This is a genomic window from Streptomyces sp. NPDC092369 (genome assembly GCF_044755245.1).
GTDB lineage: Bacteria > Actinomycetota > Actinomycetes > Streptomycetales > Streptomycetaceae > Streptomyces.
The window spans coordinates 1,266,438-1,283,629 of record NZ_JBIVQP010000002.1 but is presented as its reverse complement, the minus strand read 5'-3'; the positions used below and the strand labels follow the sequence as shown (position 1 = coordinate 1,283,629).

The following is a 17,192-nucleotide window of genomic DNA, read 5'->3' as shown; positions in this document are numbered from 1 at the left end:
ACCGGCGGCGGGCCGTTCACGGTCCGCCGCCACCGCGCTCCCTCCACGTCCGCACCAGCTCCTTGCCCCGCCGCCGCGCCGCCACGTCACACACGGCCGCCGCGAGCAGCGGGGCGGTGCGGCGCCTGGCGAGCAACAGCCGTTGGTTTACGACGGGTTCGGGCCGCCAGTGATGCTTGTACGGCTCGTTGCCCCGCAGCAGGCTCAGCGTCCCCCTGGCATGCTCGGCGCACGCGTCGAGGAGCATCACGGCCACGTCCGCCTTGCGCTCGCGGAGGCACGGGTGGGCGCCGTACAGATAGCCGCCCGCCAGCCGCCGGGACAGCAGGGTCAGATCGACGGCGACCACGTCGTCGTCGAGCCGGAACTCGGTGACGACCGCGTCCCCGGAGCGGACCATCGGCCCGACCGAGCGCACCAGGTGCTCGCAGAAGCGCGGGCGCAGATGCTCGGACGTCACCTTCCGCCCCTGCCACTGCAGTTGGTGCAGCTCCAGCAGCCGGCGCAGGGCCTTGTCCACCTCGTCCGGAGTCACGACGTGCCGTTCGACGCCCAGCGCGGTCAGCTTGCGCAGCTTGGCGCGGACCCGCTGGGCCTTGCCCGAGGGCAGCCGCGCCACCAGCTCGGCCATCGGCAGGGCGGGCAGCTCCAGGCACAGCGAGTCGCCCACCCGGCGGCGCGGCCCGCGCCAGCATTCGTAGACCCGCTCGGCCGCGCCGCCGGGCCGCACCTCGCGCAGGTCGATCAGCGCGGTGCGGGCACAGGCGGCCAGCCCCTCGGTGAGGGCGGTGACGGCCGCCTCCCCGCGCTCCTCGTCCAGCAGGACGTCCCCGTAGTCGGAGATCGCCCCGCCCAGCGGCACGAGCGCGGGCACCGGACGCCGGACCCGCATCAGGGGTGCCACGCCCACGAGTTCGGCGCCGTCGCGTACCAGGAGCAGCCGCAGTCGGCCGGGCCTGCCGTAGGACAGCCACCACGAGTGCAGCCAGGCGTGGCTCTGGAACGGGGTCGCGGACGGGCAACGGGCGTACAGCCGCGCCCAGTCCGCGCCGAGTTCGGCGAACTCGCTCTCGTCGGTGACCAGTCGGGTCGTGTACGTCACAGCTGACCGTGGGCTTCGGCGGCGACGGCCGGACCGGGCACCGAGGCGGGCCGGCCGGCCTCGGCGGCGGCGGTCCGGCGCGGCCGCACCAGCAGCACCAGGCCGCCGAGCAGCCCGCCCGCGCTCGCCCCGACCAGACCGGTCACCGCCGGGGAGGCCGAGGAGGGGGCGGTCGGCTTGGTGGCGCGGGCGAACTGCTGGAGCTCGACGTTGGTGGTGGCCTTGACGTCGTTCGCGTGCCGGGTCAGCGCGCGGGAGACGGCGTTGGCCATGTCGGCGGCGCGGTCGGCGCGGTCGGAGGTGGCGGTGATCGCGACCATCGGGGCGTCCGGCGAGGTCGCCGTCTGCACGCTCGACTGCAGCGTCTTCACCGGCACGCCCGCCCACACCTGCGCGTCCCCGAGCACCGCGAGCTGGGTCGCGACCCGCCCGTAGGCCTGCGCGAAGCCCAGCGCGGAGGCCGGGTCGGACTTCTCGGTGGGTACGGCGACGACGTAGCTGGTGGCCGTGTACTGGGCCGGCTGGACCAGGCCGTACCCGCCGCCGAGCAGGCCGCCGGCGAGGGCGCCGGCCGCGACGAGGGTCCACGGGGGCAGGGCCCGGGCGCGGGTCAGGGCGGCGGGACGGCGTGGGCCTGAGGTGTTCTCGGTCATGGGGAACTGGCTCCCTGGGGTGAAGGGGACGAGGACGAGGACGAGGACGACGACGACTTCTCGGGGACCGCGGCCGCGTAGACGTTCATCAACTGGGCGGCGCTGCGGGTGATGCAGTAGTGGCGGGCCGCGTCGGGGGCCGCGCGCGGCCCCGGTCCCACGGCGCGGGCCGCGGCGATCGCGGCGGCGAACTCCGCTGCCCCGCCCCGCACTTGGTGCGCGCCGGACGCGGCACCGGGGGGCAGGTCCTCGATCGCGGGGCAGGACGCGTAGCGCACCGGAAGGCCGGACGCCAGCGCCTCGATGATCGCCAGGCCGAAGGCCTCCTCGGGGCACGGCGAGCCGAGCAGGTCCATCGCGGCGGTGAGGGAAGGCAGATCGGGGCCGGGGGTGCCGTCGCCGACGTAGGGGCGTTCGCCGGTGAACAGGACCCGGTCGGCGACCCCGGCCTCGTGCGCGGTGCGCCGCAGGACGTTCTCCTCCGGGCCGCCGCCGACCAGCAACAGCCAGTAGTCCCGCGGCAGTCGGGCCAGCGCGTGGATGAGGACGTCGAAGCGCTTGGCCGCCGTGAGCCGGCCGACACCGCCGACGACGTACGCGCCCTCGGGCAGCCCGAGCCGCTGGCGGGTGCGGTGGCGCCGGACCGGGTCGAAGCCGAAGTGGGTCAGGTCGATGCCGTTCGGGACGACCTCGATGCGCGGCCCGGGCACGCCCCAGCGCCTCAGCCGCTCGGCGACGGTGGGGGAGACGGCGACCGTGGACCGGCCGAGGCGCTCGCTGGCCAGATACAGCCCGCGCACGCCCGCCGTGAGGCGGCGGCCCTCCATCTGCGAGTCGCCCAGGGAGTGTTCGGTGGCGACGATCCCGCGCACACCCGCGAGCCGGGCGGCGAGCCGGCCGTACACGCAGGCCCGGTAGAGGTGGGTGTGCACGAGGTCGTAGCGGCCGGAGCGGATCAGCCGGACCAGGCGGGGCAGCGCGGGCAGGTCACGGTTGCCGGCCATGCCGAGGTGCGTGACCCGCACCCCGTCCGCGACCAGACCGTCCGCGACCGCGCCCGGATTGGTCAGCGTCACGACATCGCAGTCGACGGGCAAGTGCCTCAGCAGCAGCCGCAGTTGCTGCTCCGCACCCCCCACGCCGAGGCCGGTGATGACGTGCAGCGCCTTCACCGCAGCCCCTCGACGGGACGCCGACGCAGGCGGTGCAGCCGGTACTTGAGGTGCAGGCGCGGGGAGGTGTCGTTCTGCCCGATGTGCACGCGGGGCAGCGCCAGCAGGCCGTTGAGCTCGCCGGGGTCGATGGCGCACGCGTACGCGTACCCGGCGTCCCGTACGGCGTCCATGGCGCGCTGGTCGATCGTGCCGTACGGGTAGCAGAAGCCGATGGGCAGCACGCCCGTCAACTCGGCCAGCGCGGAACGGCTTTCGGCGACCTCGGCCCTGAGCGTGGCGTCGTCCGCCTTGGTGAGGTCGACGTGTGTGAGGCCGTGCGAGCCGATCTCCACGCCCTCGTCGGCCGCGCGCCGGATGCCGTCGGCGGTCAGCAGCGGCTTGCGCGGGCCCAGCGGGTCCCAGGCGTTGTCGCCGCCGAGCCGGCCGGGCAGCACGAAGAGAGTCGCGCCGAAGCCGTGGCGCCGCAGCACCGGCAGGGCGCTCTCGACGAAGTCGGCGTACCCGTCGTCGAAGGTCAGCCCGACCAGGCCACGGCCCTCGCCGCGGGTCCGGGCGGCGAGCAGGTCGGCCATGGAGACGCCCCGCAGACCGCGCCGGCCGAGCCACCCCAGCTGGGCGTCGAGGCGTTCGGGGGTGACGGTGATGCGGTACGGGTCGTCCGAGCAGTCACCGACGGAGTGGTACATCGCCACCCACGGGACCGGGCCGGGCGCGCGGCGGCCGGCGGTGGCTGGGGAGTCAACGGGTGCGGCCATGCGTCAGCCTTCGGGTCGCGGAACGGACGGAACGGAGTGCGGGGACGACGCCCTCGGCGTCGAGGGCCCAGCACAGGAGGAGGAAGACGGCGGCCACGGTGACCGTGCCGGCGGCGAGGCCCGGTACGGCGGAGTCGATCCGGCTCGCGACGAACGCCCCGGCCACCGCGGCGACCACCGCGGCCCGGGCCGGCCTGCTCAGCTCCACCAGCACCCGCCGGGTGCGGATCGGCACGCTGCGCGGGCCCATGCCGGCCAGCAGGAGTACGGCGGTGACGGTGATGCCGGTCGCGTTGGCGAGGGCGATGCCGCAGACGCCCCACGGCACGACCGTCCAGGCGCCGATCCAGGACGTCACGACGATGCCGGCGGCCATCGCGACGACCGGGTACCAGGCGGCCCGGCCGGCCGAGAAGTAGGAGCGGACCAGGACGCCGGTGAGGGTCTGGCCGAGCAGACCGAGGGCGTACACGCGCATCACGCCCGCCGTCGCCGCCGTGTCCTTGGCGGTGAACGCGCCGCGCTGGAAGAGGAGTTCGATGATCTGCGGGCCGCAGGCGACCACGGTGGCCGCACCGAGCAGCACCATGGCCGCGGCCAGCGCCAGATCGCTCTCCACCCGGCCACGGGCCCGCTCGGTGTCGCCGTCGGCGAGCGCCCGCGCGACCACCGGGAAGGTGACCGTGCACAGCATCATCGACAGCGTCATCGGGATCTGCGCGACCTTCTGCGCGTAGTTCAGGTGCGAGATGGCCCCGGAGTGGAGGGTGGAGCCGAGGAAGCGCTCGATGAGCACCTGCGACTGGCGGCACAGGGCGAACAGCAGGACGGTCGCGACGAGGGCGAAGTCGATGGGGCGCATGGTCTGCTTGCCGGCGCCGACCCCGGTGGTGGTGTCAGAGCCACCGGAGCTGATGCCGGTGCCGGTGCCGGTGCCGACCGCCGTGCTCGCGGTGCCTGCCGCGCTCTGCCCGCCCGCGTCCGACGAGCCGACGCCCGCCGCGTCGGTGCCCGCTGTGCCCGCGCCGGCCGCGTCCACGCCGGCCCCGGCCGCCGTACTCGCCGAGCCCACCGCCGACTTCGCCCCGCGCCTCAACTGCCGTACCAGGGACGGCGCCTGGATCGCCACCATCAACAGCCCGCCGACCGCGACACCGACCGCGGCCGAGCGCACCCCCCAGCGCCCGCCGAGGACGAACATCGCCGTGATGATGCCGGTGTTGTAGGCGACGTAGATCGCGGCCGGGGCGAGGAAGCGGCGGTGGGCGCGCAGGGCCGCGCTGCAGTACCCGGCCAGACCGAAGCTCAGGACGCAGGTCGCCGTCAGGCGGGTGCAGTCCACCGCGAGTGCGCGGTCGGGCAGGCCCGGGGCGAGGGCCTCGACCACCCAGGGCGCGGCGGCGACCAGGAGGGCGCCGACCGCGACGAAGGCCAGCGACAGGCGGGGCAGTGTGGTGGCGACCAGGGCGCGCACCGGGTCGCCTGGGGCGCCCTGCGCGCGGCGGGCCAGGGCCAGGCTGAACGCCGGGATCAGCGCGAAGGCGAGGCCGTCCTCGATCAGAAGCGTGGCCGCGAACTCCGGCACGGTCCAGGCGACCAGGAACGCGTCCGTCTCGCTGCCGGCCCCGAACAGCCGAGCCAGCGCCTGATCGCGGACCAGCCCGAGCAGGGCGCCCGCGATGGACATCGTGGCCGTGACGAACGCGGCCTTGGCGAGGAACCCGCGGGAGACCGGGGCGTGTTCGGTGACGCGGTCGGACTGCGCCCGGGCCGCGGGGACGGCCGCCTTGGCGTCGGCATCGGTGTCGGCGTCGGTCCCGGGGGTCCGTGAGGGCGTCACCGTCATCGCGCGGCGGCTTCCTCGGCGCGCGGGGCGACGGAGGGCGTGAGGGCCGGTGCCCGGTCGAAACCGCGGGCTCCGACCAGCGACCACCAGGCCACCAGCCCGAAGCACACCGCCGTCAGCACGGTCGAGGGGCCGCCGATGTCGGCGTACACGAAGTCGATCAGCTGCCAGACCAGCAGGCCGCATGCGACGAGCGCGCAGTCGAGGCCCGTGCCCGTGCGCCGCGCGCGCCACAGGCCGTGCAGGCCGCACACCAGCAGGGCCAGCCAGCTGCCCGCGAGGGCGAGCAGACCGATGAGGCCCTGTTCGGCGAGGACCAGCAGGTACATGTTGTGCGGGGAGAGCAGGGGCTGCTTGCGGAAGGCCGCGCCCGCGCCCTCGGTGTCGCTGCCGGCGGACAGGGCGAGGGAGGCGTGCGCGTCCCGGTGGTCGGGGAAGCCCTTCAACCCGACGCCGGTGAGCGGCTGTTCGCGCCACATGTCGACGGCCGCCGCCCACATCGTGTACCGGTCGACGACCGACTGGTCGGGGGCGTCGGTGACTTGGGTGATGCTGTCGATCCGCTCCTGGAGCATCGCCGAGCCGACCCCGAAGCCGCCGACCAGGATCACCCCGGCGGCGACCGCGACCGCGCCGACCTTCAGCGCCCGTCGCAGCCCGGCGAGGACCAGCTGCACCAGACAGGTCGCGGCCGTGGCGATCCACGCCCCGCGGCTGAAGGACAGGGCGAGCGGGATCAGCAGGGCGAGCGCGCAGCCGACGGCAAGGGCTCGCCGACGTACGGAAGTTCGGCCGACAGGCCCCAGCGCCAGGCCCAGCGCGCAGATCAGTCCGAAGGAGACGACCGTGGCCATCCCCATCACGTCGCTCGCCCCGAAGGTGCCGACGGCCCGGATGTCCTCGCCCTGGTAGGAGGCGCCGGTCCCGGTGACGAACTGCTGCACGCCGAGCGCCCCCTGCCACAGCGCGAGGCCGACGAACGACCAGGCCAGCAGGCGGAAGTCGCCCCGGTCGCGGACCAGCAGCACGACGGCCGCCGGGACCAGCACGAAGATCTGCAGGTAGCGGCCCAGGCCGCCGATGCCCTCACCCGGCGAGGCCGCCCCCATCGCGGCGATCGCGAGTCCGAGCACGGGCAGGCCAAGGACCACGGCGGAGGTACGGGTCAGGGGGCGCCGTCGGTCCCGGACCAGCCGGATCCCGCAGTACAGCACCACCAGCGCGGAGACCGCGTCGGCCGGGCCTGCGCCCCCGTCGCCGCCGGGCGCGAGGGGCAGTCCGAGCAGGGCGATCACGGCGATCACCGGGAGGACGGGGGACCACTCCCGCACCCTGGGCAGGGTCAGCGCGTGGCTCATCGGCTCAGCTTCCCGTCGGACGCACGAGTGAGGCGGCGGTGCGCAGCAGGATGCAGATGTCCTGCCACAGCGACCAGTTGTCGATGTAGGCGTTGTCGAAGCGGGCCCGGTCCTCGATCGAGGTGTCGCCGCGCAGCCCGTGGATCTGGGCGAGCCCGGTGATCCCGGTCCGCATCCGGTGACGGGCCGCGTAGCCGGGGTAGGTCTGGCTGAACTTGGCGACGAAGTAAGGGCGTTCGGGCCTCGGTCCGACCAGGCTCATGTCGCCCCAGAAGACGTTCCACAGCTGGAGCAGCTCGTCCAGCGAGGTGCGGCGCAGGAAGCGGCAGAACCACGACATGCGGTGCTCGTTCGCCACGCTCCAGCGGGTCGCCGACTCGTGCTCGTCGACCGGCCGGTGGGTGCGGAACTTCAGCAGGGTGAAGGGGCGTCCGTCCTTGCCGATGCGCTCCTGCCGGAAGACCACTCCGGGTCCGTCGCTGAGCCGCAGCGCCACCGCGCACACCAGCAGCAGCGGGCTGACCAGCGCGAGGAGCGTCCCGGACACCAGCACGTCCAGCGCCCGCTTGCCGACGCTGCCGCGCCGCCGCCCGTAGCCCATGTCGAGCCGCCGGCAGGAGAAGCCGGCGAACTGGTGGTCGGACGCGTACGACGGGGAGTCCGCGTCGACCTCCCACACCGCGCAGCCCGACTCGGCGAGCGCCCGCAGCAGCGGCCCCTGCTGGGTCCGCACCGAGGGATGCACGCAGAGCACGTCCCGTACGCCGTTCTGGATGAGCGCCCGCTGCACTTCCTGACCCGTCGTCAGAACGGGCAACCCGTCGGTTCCGTCCGGGCGTTCGGAGACGATCCCGACCGGCAGCACGCCGGAGCGGGGATGGCGCAGGACGGCCGCGGCCACGCGCTGGGCGGTGGCCGCCGGGCCGACCACGAGGGCGGTACGGGGGCGGGTCAGCCGGGCCGTGCGGCGGCGCCAGTGCACCAGACCGCGACCGGCCGAGGCCGCCGCCGACTGGATCAGGAAGCCCAGGAGCAGGGTGCGTGCGGAGAGCGCGTGCTGGGGGGAGTGCGCCGCGACGAGCGACGCGAGCGCCATCCACGCCACCGCGATCCGGCCGCAGACGGTGGGCAGTTCGTCCAGCACGCCCGGCACCGGCCGCGGCACCTGGGTGCGCAGCAGCACCGACGCGGCGACCAGCAGCGCCATCAGCAGCGGCCCGTGCGGGGCCCTGACGAGGACGACGGCACCGACCAGCGCGCCGGCGAGGTCCGCGGCGAGCAGCGGCACCGGGGAGGCGGGCCGGGCCGGTGGGCGGCGGGCGGGGAACCGGAAACCGGCGGCGGTGCCGCGCGGCATGACCGACAGGGGTGAGAATCCGAGATCCCGTGGCTGCCCGCCGGGCGAGGGGACCGTACTTTCCGCAGTCACGAGTGGATGGACTCCCTGCACTCGGAGGGCACGACGGGTGCGGTGGGCGCGGTGCCCAGCAGCTCGCGGTACACGGCGGCGACCGCCTCGGCCGCGTGCCGCACGTCGTGCGTGGACAGGACGTATCGGCGCCCGTGGTGGCCGAGCGATTCGCGCAGCAGCGGGTCGAGCAGCAACTCGGCCACCGCGTCGGCGAGTTGGGCCGGTCGGTCCGGGGGTACGAGACAGCGCGGCGCCAGCTCCGGCGGCAGGCTCTCGCGGGCGCCGTCCACGTCGGTCACCACCACGGGCCGCCCGCAGGCCATCGCCTCCAGCGGCGCGAGGGCCATGCCCTCCCAGCGCGAGGGCAGCACCACCAGATCGGCGGCCTGGTACCAGGGGACCGGATCGGCGACGGCCCCCGCGAAGACCACGGACTCGGGGGCACGCGCGGCCAGTTGGGCACGGTCCGGGCCGTCGCCGACGAGCACCAGCCGGGCCGCCGGCACCCGCCGCACCACGGCCTCCCACGCGTCCAGCAGAACGTCCTGCCCCTTCTGCCGGCACAGCCGCCCCACACAGACCACGAGCGGAGCCGCCGGATCACCGTCCGGCAAAAGCGCCGCCCGTACGGTGTCCACGGCCGCAGGGTGGAAGCGCTCGGGGTCGATGCCGTTCGGCACGACCGTCCACCGGCCGTCGATCCCGGCGTGCACGCCGGTCGCGCGCTCCCCTTCGCTCACACACACCACTTGGGAGGCCCAACGCGCCCCCCACCGCTCCCACCTGAGCGCCAGCGCGGCCGTGGTGCCGCCGACCGCCTCGAACGACCAGGCGTGTGGCTGGAACACCGTGGGGATCCGCCCCCGTACCGCGAGCCGTCCGGCCAGCCCGGCCTTGGCGCTGTGCGCGTGCACCAGATCGGGCCGCACATCCGCGAGCACCCGCCCCAGTCGGCGTACCTCTCGAACGAGTGTCGGGCCAGGTGACCGCGCCGCCTCCCAGTGCCGTACGTCCGCTCCCAGCGACCGCAGCCGGTCCGTGAGCGGGCTCTGCGGACAGGCGACGGTGACGTCCAGGCCGGCCGCGAGCTGAGCCCGCGTCAGGTCCGTGACGACACGGGCGACCCCGCCGTCCACCGGCTGGGTGAGGTGCAGGACCCGTGGCCGAGGGTCGGGTGCTGACAGGTGCATTGCGCGGTTTCCTCGCTCACGGACGGCGCTCGGGACTGCGGGCGGGAACGCGCCTCACTGCTGTGCGTCGACGGCCGCGAAGAGCACGCCGGCCCATGCCGCGTCCCGCTGGGAAACGAGCCGGAAGGCCAGCTGGTCACCGCCGCGCCGCAGAGCGCTGCCGAGATCGAACACATCGGAGTCGTAGCCGAGCGTGTTCGAGTACGCCGGAACCCGTGCCTCCGGGGCCGAGCCGGGCTGCGAGATGGTCGAATTCAGTACGTCGTCACCGGGGTTGGCGGAATCGGCCAACCGGGTGTTCGAACCACGGTCGGTCGACAATGTGAGCGAATCTCCGGCGCGTGCGCGGTCGCCGTTGTACGCGACCAGCCCGGCCCGGCCGCCGGCGCCCTTCGGGATCCGCGCTCCGCGCAGCCGGATCTCGCGGCTCGCGCCGGGCTCCAGCGCGTCGAAACCGTCCCACAGGGACAGCTGCCGCAGCGGCTCCGCCGCGCTCTCGTACGCCACCACCAGCGTCCAGCCGCCCCACGCGCCGGCGGCCGACCTCCCCATCGCCACATTGACCTGCGCCACGGTGTACAGGCCCGAACTGCTCTCCCGGACCAGCTTCGTGACGTCCGCCGACGCCTGGAACGCGTCCGCGCCCTTCGCCACCCGGTGCCCCACCACCGTGTCCGCGAGGACCTGCTTGTACTCCCCGCCGGGCTCCGCGACCAGCACCCGCCCGTTGTCCTTCGGCGGCTTCTGCTCGCCCACCTTGAGGTTGCCGCCCCAGTACAGGCGCGCGTACGTCACCCGGGCGCCCTGCGGCAGCCGGACCTCGGCACGGGAGGAGTTGTAGGTGTTCGGGTCGCGGTCGACGTCGACGTAGAACATGTCGAAGTCGCCGTTCGCGCCCCGGCCGCCCTCACGGACGGCCGGGCAGGCGGGGGCGCTTCTGGCGTCGCCGGTGCGGCAGCTGATGGCCGCGTTGGCCGCGCGGACGAAGCCGCCGTGCTGCACCGCGTGGTAGCGCTCGGCGAAGGGGAGGCGCGGTGCCTCGGCGGCGGGCGGCGCGGCGGCCCGCGCGCCCCCGGGTACCCAGATCGTCGCGAGGGCGAGGACTCCCACCGTCGCGCGGCGCAGCGGCGGACCCAGAGAAATGCGCATGACCGGCTTGGCCCTTTCGGGAAGTCAGGGGGCGTCATGAATGCGATTTGCTTGCAATAGGGGTGGGTGAGGAGGTGCGCAACTCTAGTCGCTATCCGTATTAATCCGGCGAAACGTGACAAGTGTGTCTGAATGGTGAAAGGGCCCTCTTTTCGGGATCACTCCATTGGCGGCACAACCCGCGCGGGCGCCGCGCGTTGACACAGCGCCGGGTGTCCGCCCGGATGTTTGTGTCGACCCCCAAGGAGCACCTCTCCATGTCGCGTATCGCGAAGGGCCTGGCCCTTACCACCGTCGCCGCCGCGGCCGTCGCCGGCGGCGCCGGCATCGCTTCCGCCGACAGCGACGCACACGGCGCTGCCGCCCACTCCCCGGGCGTGCTGTCGGGCAACGTCGTCCAGGTTCCGGTCCACGTGCCGGTCAACGTCTGCGGCAACACCGTCAACGTCATCGCGCTGCTGAACCCCGCGTTCGGCAACGAGTGCGCCAACGACTGACGTCTGTCGACGCAGCGCAACACCCTGGGCCGGCCGTCCTCCCGTGGTTCCATCACGGGCGGGCGGCCGGTTCTCTTTGCCCCGAATGGGGGGTGGGGTGCCGGACTTGGCGTGCACCCGTCGACGCGCTTCTCACCAGGGAGGACGTCGAAGGCGCCTGGATCGGGGCCTGACCGGGCGTGTTCGTTCGGTTGCAGAGTGCACTTGGCGCTTTCACGGTGGGCTCAAGATCCGACGCACCACCGAAAGGAACACCCATGCGTGCTCTGCCCGCACGGCGTATCGCCTCCACCGCCCTCAGCGCCACTCTCCTCATCGGCCTCGCCGCACCGGCGGCCGTCGCGGTCGACGCCCACTCGACCCGCGAGCAGAGTGTCCGGGCCGCGGCGCATGCGCCCGTCCCCGGCGCGGACGCGCTCCTCGCCCAGGTGAAGGGCCTGGGCAACCTCGGCACCGTGCTCACCCCGGTCACCGACCTGCTCAACGCCGTGCTCGCCGCCGACAACGGCCAGCTCTCCGCCGACCAGGCGACCAAGCTGGGCGACGCCGTGAAGGACGCCATCGCCAAGGTCACCGCCGCGGCCCCGGCCGCTCCGGCGGTTCCCGCGGCCCCGGCCGCTCCGGCGGTTCCCGCGGCTCCGGCCGTCCCGGCGGCTCCCGCCCTTCCGGCTGTGCCGGCCCTGCCCGGGCTGCCCACCACCAAGAGCGGCGGCGACGTCGAGGCGGACGACGCCAAGGCTCAGGCGCAGGCGCCCGCCGACCTCACGGCCGACGCCCTCGCCGCCCTGCAGAAGGCGGTCACCACGCTGCTGGCGGCGGTCACCTCCGGCGATGTGGCCCAGGTCGTCCCCGCGGTCACCGGTGTCCTGACCGGACTGGTCAACGTTCTCGCCGCCACCCTGCTGGCCGGTGGCCTGCCCGCCCCGAGCCTGCCCGGACTGCCGGCCCTGCCCGCCCTGCCCGCGGCGCCCTCACTCCCGGTGGCGCCGCCGGCGCTGCCCGCGCTGCCCACGAGCTGACCCCGGGCGTACGCCTACGGGCGTATGGCTGCGGGCGTGTGCCGAAAGACGTACGCCGGTGGGCGCACGCCGAAAGGCCGTCGGGCCGATCCTTTCCGGGTCGGCCCGACGGCCTTTTCATATGAGGATGAGAAACGCCGATCGGACGCACCGTTCATTCGGGTGGGCCGCAGAAAGTTTCTGCTTCCGGGGTTTCCCGCCCCGTGGGAAGTCGTTAGGCACGGCGTCAGAATTCCACCTGGTGACGTGAGTTGCCGAAGAAAGGAACCCGAACCCGATGAAGTCCCTGAAGGCCGCCGCAGTCGTTGCCGGTTCCGTGGCCCTCGTCGGTGCCGCCGCGCCCGCGTTCGCCTACAACGCCTCCGATGTGACGCCCACCAGCCTCAACGGCGCGGTGAACACGCTCACCAGCGGTCACCTGGAGCCCACCGACGTCATGCCGCTGCAGCACCAGTCGAACGCCCTCGACACCGAGAACAAGGACTCGCTGCTCAACACCGTGAAGGGCGCGACCGCCGCGCTGAACAACACCGGTGGGCTGCTCGGCGGGCTTCCGCTGCAGAAGTGACGTAATTCCGGCGGCGTTTGTCGGGGATTCCCGGCGTTTTCCTGCGTTTCCCGGCGTTTCACCGATAGGGCCGATTCCCCCGGCGGACTCGTGGTCGAGTCCCCGCCGCGCGGAGTCGGCCCTCGGCGTGTGTTCGAGCGCCGTCCCCCGTTCGTGTGGACACGACGGGCACGATCGCCCGGTCGGGTGATGAGGCGTCAGGGGGCCTTCCGGAGCGTCGATAAGGTCGCGCGGTGACCTCAACCTCAAGCGAAACCCGCCCGTTCGGCGCCGCCGACCTGGGCACGCTCGTCGTGCTTGCCTGGAGCGGCGAGGCCCCCGACGGCGACATGCCCTATCTCCTCGCCTATCCCCTCGGGGACGCGCCGAACGGCCCCGAGGCCTCCTCCGCCGCCGTGGCGCAATTGCTCAAGAACGCCGGGCTGCCCGTCGGCGGAGAGCTCGTCGACGCCGCCACCCGGCCGAGCCTGCCGGTCAGCATGCTCGTCGAGGGCGGCCAGGCCGTCGTCACCATGCCGGGCTGCAATGCCCAGTGCGTCCCGCCGCCGGAGTGGCTCGCGGCCGTCGCCGAACGCGGTTACGCTTACCTGGTGTTCACCACCCGCCCCTGGCCCGAGGCCGAGCCGGGCAAGCCCCTGGAGGCCGACGCGCTGGCCGCCTTCGCCGGCTCCGAGGAGACCCTCAACTCGGCGGCCCACGTGGTCCTGCCGGCCCGCAAACTGCGCGGCTGACGGGGGACTTGAGCCGGCGACGACCGGGGTCTGCCGCAGGCCCCGGTCCGCTGACGTGATCGGTCGGACTCGCCGGGCCGGTCCAACTGATGGGACTTCTCGACAAGCTGACTACTGCTGCAGCCGGGCGAAACTTGAACTGATGCCGTCGGCAGCCTCGTTACTCGGTACGCACGCAGAGCCCTCCGACCGTCCGAAAGGGACCGTACCCGAGATGAAGTCGACCACCCGAGGAACCCTTGCCGCCGTCCTGACCGGCGTCGCGGCCGCCGTGGGCGCCGCCGCCGCGACCCCCGCCGCCGCGGTCGGCACGGTCCCCGTCCCCGTGCCGCTGGAGGGCGCCGAGCAGGCCCTCAACATCGCCCTGCCCAAGGTCGGTGGCGAGATCCCCGTGCCCATGCCGGGCAAGCCCGACGGACCGCGGTACGTCGAGGGCCGCCTCATCCCCGAGCACGTCATCCCGCAGCTGCCGGTGCACGGCGGCCTGCCCGGCCTCGGCCTGCGCGCCCCCCTGCCGCACGTCCTCGGCGACGACTTCGACCACGTCGGCCTCCAGACGCCCGCCTCCGACCTGCGCACCCTCGCGCCGGGCCTGTCCCTGGACGCCCCGCTGACCCCGCCGAACGCCGACAACGCCGGTCTGCCCGACCTCAAGCTCCCGCAGGCGGGCGTGCTCGCGCCGGTGCTGCAGACCGTGCCGGGCGCCAACCTCGGGCTCGGCCCCGGCCTGTAAGGGCGGGTCACGCGTCCTCACGACCGACATGACAGGGCCGACGGGCCCGGGCCCCCGCGACGGGTCCGGGCCCGTCGGCCTGTCCGGACCCGGTCACTCCGTGAGCCGTACGACGTGACCGTGCGGGCCGTCGGGCGGTTACCGGGGTGGAGAGACGGATCCGACGGAAGGCAGGCCATGGTCGTCAGCGTGGGTGGAGTACCCGTGGGAGCGGAACCGGCACCGGAGGGCCGTGCGAGAGGGGGGCCCGCGCAGGGCACCCGACGGGACGTGCTGCGTGGGCTGTTGGTGCCGGCCGTGGCCCTGGCCCTCGCGCCCGTCGTCGCCGCCTCCCGGCCCGTGCACGACGAACCGCGGCCCGGGGACGGCGCGTTCGACCAGACCTACCGGGGCCGCCACATCGTCGGTTTCCCGACGGCCGCGCACGCCTCCGACCGGAACATCCACTGGGAGGTCACCGTCGACGGCCGCCCGCTGCACCTGATGCGCCGGGCCGACGGCAGCTGGCTGAGCATGATCGACCACTACCGCTCGTACCCGACGCCGCTCGCGGCGGCCCGGGCGGCGGTCGACGAACTGGGCCCCGGTGAGCAGCTGCGCGATCTCGCGCCGGGGCCGATGAGCGGGGGGAAGATGCACATGGGGGGCGAACATGGCGTACACGCGTAAGGACGTCAGCACACTGACGGCCGCCGAGAAGAAGCGGTTCGTGAAGGCGATGCTGGAGGTCAAACGGCGGGGGGAGTACGACGAGTTCGTACGGACGCACATCGAGTACTACACGGCCGACGGCGAGGACGGGCTGCGGGCGGCGCACATGACGCCCTCCTTCCTGCCCTGGCACCGGCAGTTCCTGCTGGAGCTGGAGAAGGCGCTGCGCCGGGTCGACTCGTCGGTGTCGGTGCCCTATTGGGACTGGACGCGGAACCGCACGGCGACCTCCGCGCCCTGGACCAAGGACCTGCTCGGCGGCAACGGGCGGCGCTCGGACCACCAGGTGACGACCGGTCCCTTCGCCTACGGGACGGGCAACTGGACCATCAAGGAAGGCGTCACCGACGGGGAGTTCCTCACCCGGGACCTCGGCCGGGCCCGTGACCCGATGGCGCTGCCGACCAAGTCCGAACTGGAATCGGCGCTCGCCGAGCCGGTGTACGACTTCTCGCCCTGGGACTCCACGCTCACCAAGGGGTTCCGCAACAAGCTGGAGGGGTGGGGGACCGGGCGCGGCACCGTCTCCTGGCGCAACCACAACCGGGTCCACCGGTGGGTCGGCGGAGTCATGCTCGGCGGAGCCTCCGTCAACGACCCCGTCTTCTGGCTGCACCACGCCTTCGTCGACCTGCAGTGGTCCCGCTGGCAGAGCCGCCACCGCGGCGCCCGCTACCTCCCGGCCACCCCGCCGGGACCGGGCGACCGGCAGCACGGCCGGATCGTCGCCCGGCGCGAGAAGATGCCCCCCTGGGACGTGACACCGGAGTCGCTGGAGGACGTGAGCCGGATCTACCGGTACGCGTGAGGGCCGTACGCGCGATCTGACCATGGGGAGAGCCCCGGCGCTCGAGGTGCCGGGGCTCTTCCGTGGGTACTGCGGTACTGCGGTGGAGCTGGTACGACCAGTTGTACGACTGTGGATCAGCCGCCGTAGCCGTAGCCGCCCGGGCCGGGGTGACCACCCTTGTGGTCGCTCACGTTGGCGCAGCTGTTGCCGAAGACCGGGTTCAGCAGGCCGATCACGTTGACGGTGTTCCCGCACACGTTGACCGGGATGTGGACCGGGACCTGCACGACGTTGCCGGACAGCACGCCGGGCGAGCCGACGGCTTCGCCCTGGGCGCCGGCGTCCGCCATGGCCAGGCCGGTCCCGCTGAGGACCACGGCACCGGCGCCGAGGGCGACGGCGGCCGTCTTCGCGATGCGAGACATCACGTTCTCCTTTGTACTCGAGGAGTGCGCCGGAACCACTCGCCGTCGCACTCCCCCTTCAACGTCTCCGCTGACAGGTGGTCACGGTCGTTCATCCCAGTCGTCGTACCGGTTTCCCGTCCAGATAGGCCCGGATGTCCTCGACGGCCTGTCCGTAGTACGTCTCGTAGTTCGCGCGCGACACATAGCCGAGGTGGGGCGTGGCCAGCAGCCGCGGTGCCGTGCGCAGGGGGTGACCTGCGGGGAGGGGCTCCACGTCGAAGACGTCGATGCCCGCCCCCGCGATCCGGCCCCCGTGGAGCGCGGCGAGCAGGGCGTCCTGGTCGACGATCGCGGCGCGGGAGGTGTTGACCAGATACGCGGTGGGCTTGAGGAGGGCGAGTTCCGCGGGGCCGAGCAGACCGCGGGTGCGGTCGCTCAGAGCGAGGTGGACGGAGACGAAGTCGCTGCCGGACAGCAACTCCTCCTTGGAGGAGGCGAGTTCGACGCCCACCTCCGCCGCGCGCTCCGCGGTCAGGTTCTGACTCCAGGCGCCGACCCGCATCCCGAAGGCCAGCCCGACCTGTGCCACCTTGCCGCCGATCTTCCCCAGGCCCAGCAGTCCGAGCCGCCGGCCGTGCAGGTCGGCGCCCACCGTCCGCTGCCAAGGGCCGCCGGAGCGCAGGGAGTTGCTCTCCTCGACGATCCCCCGGGCCAGGCCCAGCAGCAGGGCCCAGGTCAGCTCGACGGGCGGGGTCGAGGAACTCGCCGTGCCGCACACGGTGACGCCGTGCGCCTCGGCGGCGGCGTAGTCGATGACCGTGTTGCGCATGCCGGAGGCGACCAGGAGCTTCAGCCGGGGGAGGCGGGCGAGCAGGGTGCCCGGGAAGGGGACGCGCTCGCGCAGGGTGACCACGATGTCGAACTCGGCCAGGGCGGCGGCCAGTTGGTCCTCGGAGTCGAGATGCTCGGAGAAGGCCACGACGTCCACCCGGTCGGCCACGGACGACCAGTCGGCCAGTTCGGTCGCGACCTGCTGGAAGTCGTCGAGCACAGCACAGCGCAGGCGCACGTCGGGTCCTCTCCTCGGCTCGGGTTGT

At 73.6% G+C, this 17,192-nt stretch carries 18 protein-coding genes; 7 read left to right on the top strand and 11 right to left on the bottom strand.

Translation table 11 applies throughout. The annotated features are described in order from the left end of the window. Window positions 1–16: 16 nt before the first annotated feature. Genes ACIQI8_RS15425 through ACIQI8_RS15385 form a run of 9 tightly spaced genes read right to left on the bottom strand, consistent with a single transcriptional unit; the run spans window position 17 to window position 10,639 of the window. Window positions 17–1,102 (bottom strand): GNAT family N-acetyltransferase, encoded by a 1,086-nt coding sequence (locus ACIQI8_RS15425; RefSeq protein ID WP_402349537.1) that lies wholly within the window; start codon window positions 1,100–1,102, stop codon window positions 17–19. Next, a complete protein-coding gene (locus ACIQI8_RS15420; RefSeq protein ID WP_402349535.1) occupies window positions 1,099–1,755 on the bottom strand; it encodes a lipopolysaccharide biosynthesis protein in 657 nt (218 codons plus the stop codon). The genes ACIQI8_RS15425 and ACIQI8_RS15420 overlap by 4 nt, the downstream gene beginning before the upstream one ends. Continuing rightward, window positions 1,752–2,927, bottom strand: a complete 1,176-nt coding sequence (locus tag ACIQI8_RS15415) for a glycosyltransferase (RefSeq protein WP_402349532.1) — start codon at window positions 2,925–2,927, stop codon at window positions 1,752–1,754. The genes ACIQI8_RS15420 and ACIQI8_RS15415 overlap by 4 nt, the downstream gene beginning before the upstream one ends. After that, window positions 2,924–3,685: a polysaccharide deacetylase family protein gene (locus ACIQI8_RS15410; RefSeq protein WP_402349529.1), complete on the bottom strand. Its 762-nt coding sequence runs from the start codon at window positions 3,683–3,685 to the stop codon at window positions 2,924–2,926. The genes ACIQI8_RS15415 and ACIQI8_RS15410 overlap by 4 nt, the downstream gene beginning before the upstream one ends. Next, the gene (gene murJ / locus ACIQI8_RS15405; RefSeq protein WP_402349527.1) at window positions 3,669–5,531 is read right to left on the bottom strand and encodes a murein biosynthesis integral membrane protein MurJ; all 1,863 of its coding nucleotides are present in this window, start codon (window positions 5,529–5,531) and stop codon (window positions 3,669–3,671) included. The genes ACIQI8_RS15410 and murJ overlap by 17 nt, the downstream gene beginning before the upstream one ends. Then, on the bottom strand, window positions 5,528–6,889 hold the full coding sequence (locus ACIQI8_RS15400; protein WP_402349524.1) for an O-antigen ligase family protein: 1,362 nt from the start codon (window positions 6,887–6,889) through the stop codon (window positions 5,528–5,530). Before ACIQI8_RS15400 ends, murJ begins: the two co-directional genes overlap by 4 nt. A gap of 4 nt (window positions 6,890–6,893) precedes the next feature. Then, a complete protein-coding gene (locus tag ACIQI8_RS15395) occupies window positions 6,894–8,318 on the bottom strand; it encodes a sugar transferase (RefSeq protein WP_402349521.1) in 1,425 nt (474 codons plus the stop codon). Next, window positions 8,315–9,490 carry a glycosyltransferase gene (locus ACIQI8_RS15390; RefSeq protein WP_402349518.1) on the bottom strand — a complete coding sequence of 392 codons (1,176 nt, stop codon included), beginning with the start codon at window positions 9,488–9,490 and terminating at the stop codon, window positions 8,315–8,317. The genes ACIQI8_RS15395 and ACIQI8_RS15390 overlap by 4 nt, the downstream gene beginning before the upstream one ends. 54 nt (window positions 9,491–9,544) lie before the next feature. Beyond that, window positions 9,545–10,639: a DUF3344 domain-containing protein gene (locus ACIQI8_RS15385; protein WP_402349515.1), complete on the bottom strand. Its 1,095-nt coding sequence runs from the start codon at window positions 10,637–10,639 to the stop codon at window positions 9,545–9,547. A gap of 257 nt (window positions 10,640–10,896) precedes the next feature. Here ACIQI8_RS15385 and ACIQI8_RS15380 point away from each other — a divergent pair, with 257 nt between their 5' ends. The 7 genes from ACIQI8_RS15380 to ACIQI8_RS15350 all read left to right on the top strand — a co-directional run bounded on the left by ACIQI8_RS15380 (window position 10,897) and on the right by ACIQI8_RS15350 (window position 15,706). After that, window positions 10,897–11,136, top strand: a complete 240-nt coding sequence (locus tag ACIQI8_RS15380) for a chaplin (RefSeq protein WP_401721332.1) — start codon at window positions 10,897–10,899, stop codon at window positions 11,134–11,136. Between the two features lie 257 nt (window positions 11,137–11,393). Further along, window positions 11,394–12,155, top strand: coding sequence for a hypothetical protein (locus ACIQI8_RS15375; RefSeq protein ID WP_402349512.1), 762 nt, complete (start codon window positions 11,394–11,396; stop codon window positions 12,153–12,155). 277 nt (window positions 12,156–12,432) lie between these two features. Beyond that, window positions 12,433–12,723: a hypothetical protein gene (locus ACIQI8_RS15370; protein ID WP_402349509.1), complete on the top strand. Its 291-nt coding sequence runs from the start codon at window positions 12,433–12,435 to the stop codon at window positions 12,721–12,723. A gap of 233 nt (window positions 12,724–12,956) precedes the next feature. Next, the gene (locus ACIQI8_RS15365) at window positions 12,957–13,454 is read left to right on the top strand and encodes a DUF5949 family protein (protein ID WP_402349506.1); all 498 of its coding nucleotides are present in this window, start codon (window positions 12,957–12,959) and stop codon (window positions 13,452–13,454) included. Between the two features lie 214 nt (window positions 13,455–13,668). Next, window positions 13,669–14,187 (top strand): hypothetical protein, encoded by a 519-nt coding sequence (locus ACIQI8_RS15360; RefSeq protein ID WP_402349504.1) that lies wholly within the window; start codon window positions 13,669–13,671, stop codon window positions 14,185–14,187. Between the two features lie 177 nt (window positions 14,188–14,364). Beyond that, entirely contained in the window at window positions 14,365–14,856 is a 492-nt protein-coding gene (locus ACIQI8_RS15355; RefSeq protein WP_402349501.1) for a tyrosinase cofactor, read from the top strand. Further along, a complete protein-coding gene (locus tag ACIQI8_RS15350) occupies window positions 14,840–15,706 on the top strand; it encodes a tyrosinase family protein (RefSeq protein WP_402349498.1) in 867 nt (288 codons plus the stop codon). Before ACIQI8_RS15355 ends, ACIQI8_RS15350 begins: the two co-directional genes overlap by 17 nt. 116 nt (window positions 15,707–15,822) lie before the next feature. Here ACIQI8_RS15350 and ACIQI8_RS15345 read toward each other — a convergent pair whose 3' ends face one another. Continuing rightward, window positions 15,823–16,113: a chaplin gene (locus tag ACIQI8_RS15345; protein WP_124000075.1), complete on the bottom strand. Its 291-nt coding sequence runs from the start codon at window positions 16,111–16,113 to the stop codon at window positions 15,823–15,825. A gap of 91 nt (window positions 16,114–16,204) precedes the next feature. After that, entirely contained in the window at window positions 16,205–17,164 is a 960-nt protein-coding gene (locus ACIQI8_RS15340) for a D-2-hydroxyacid dehydrogenase family protein (protein WP_402349495.1), read from the bottom strand. Window positions 17,165–17,192: the final 28 nt, after the last annotated feature.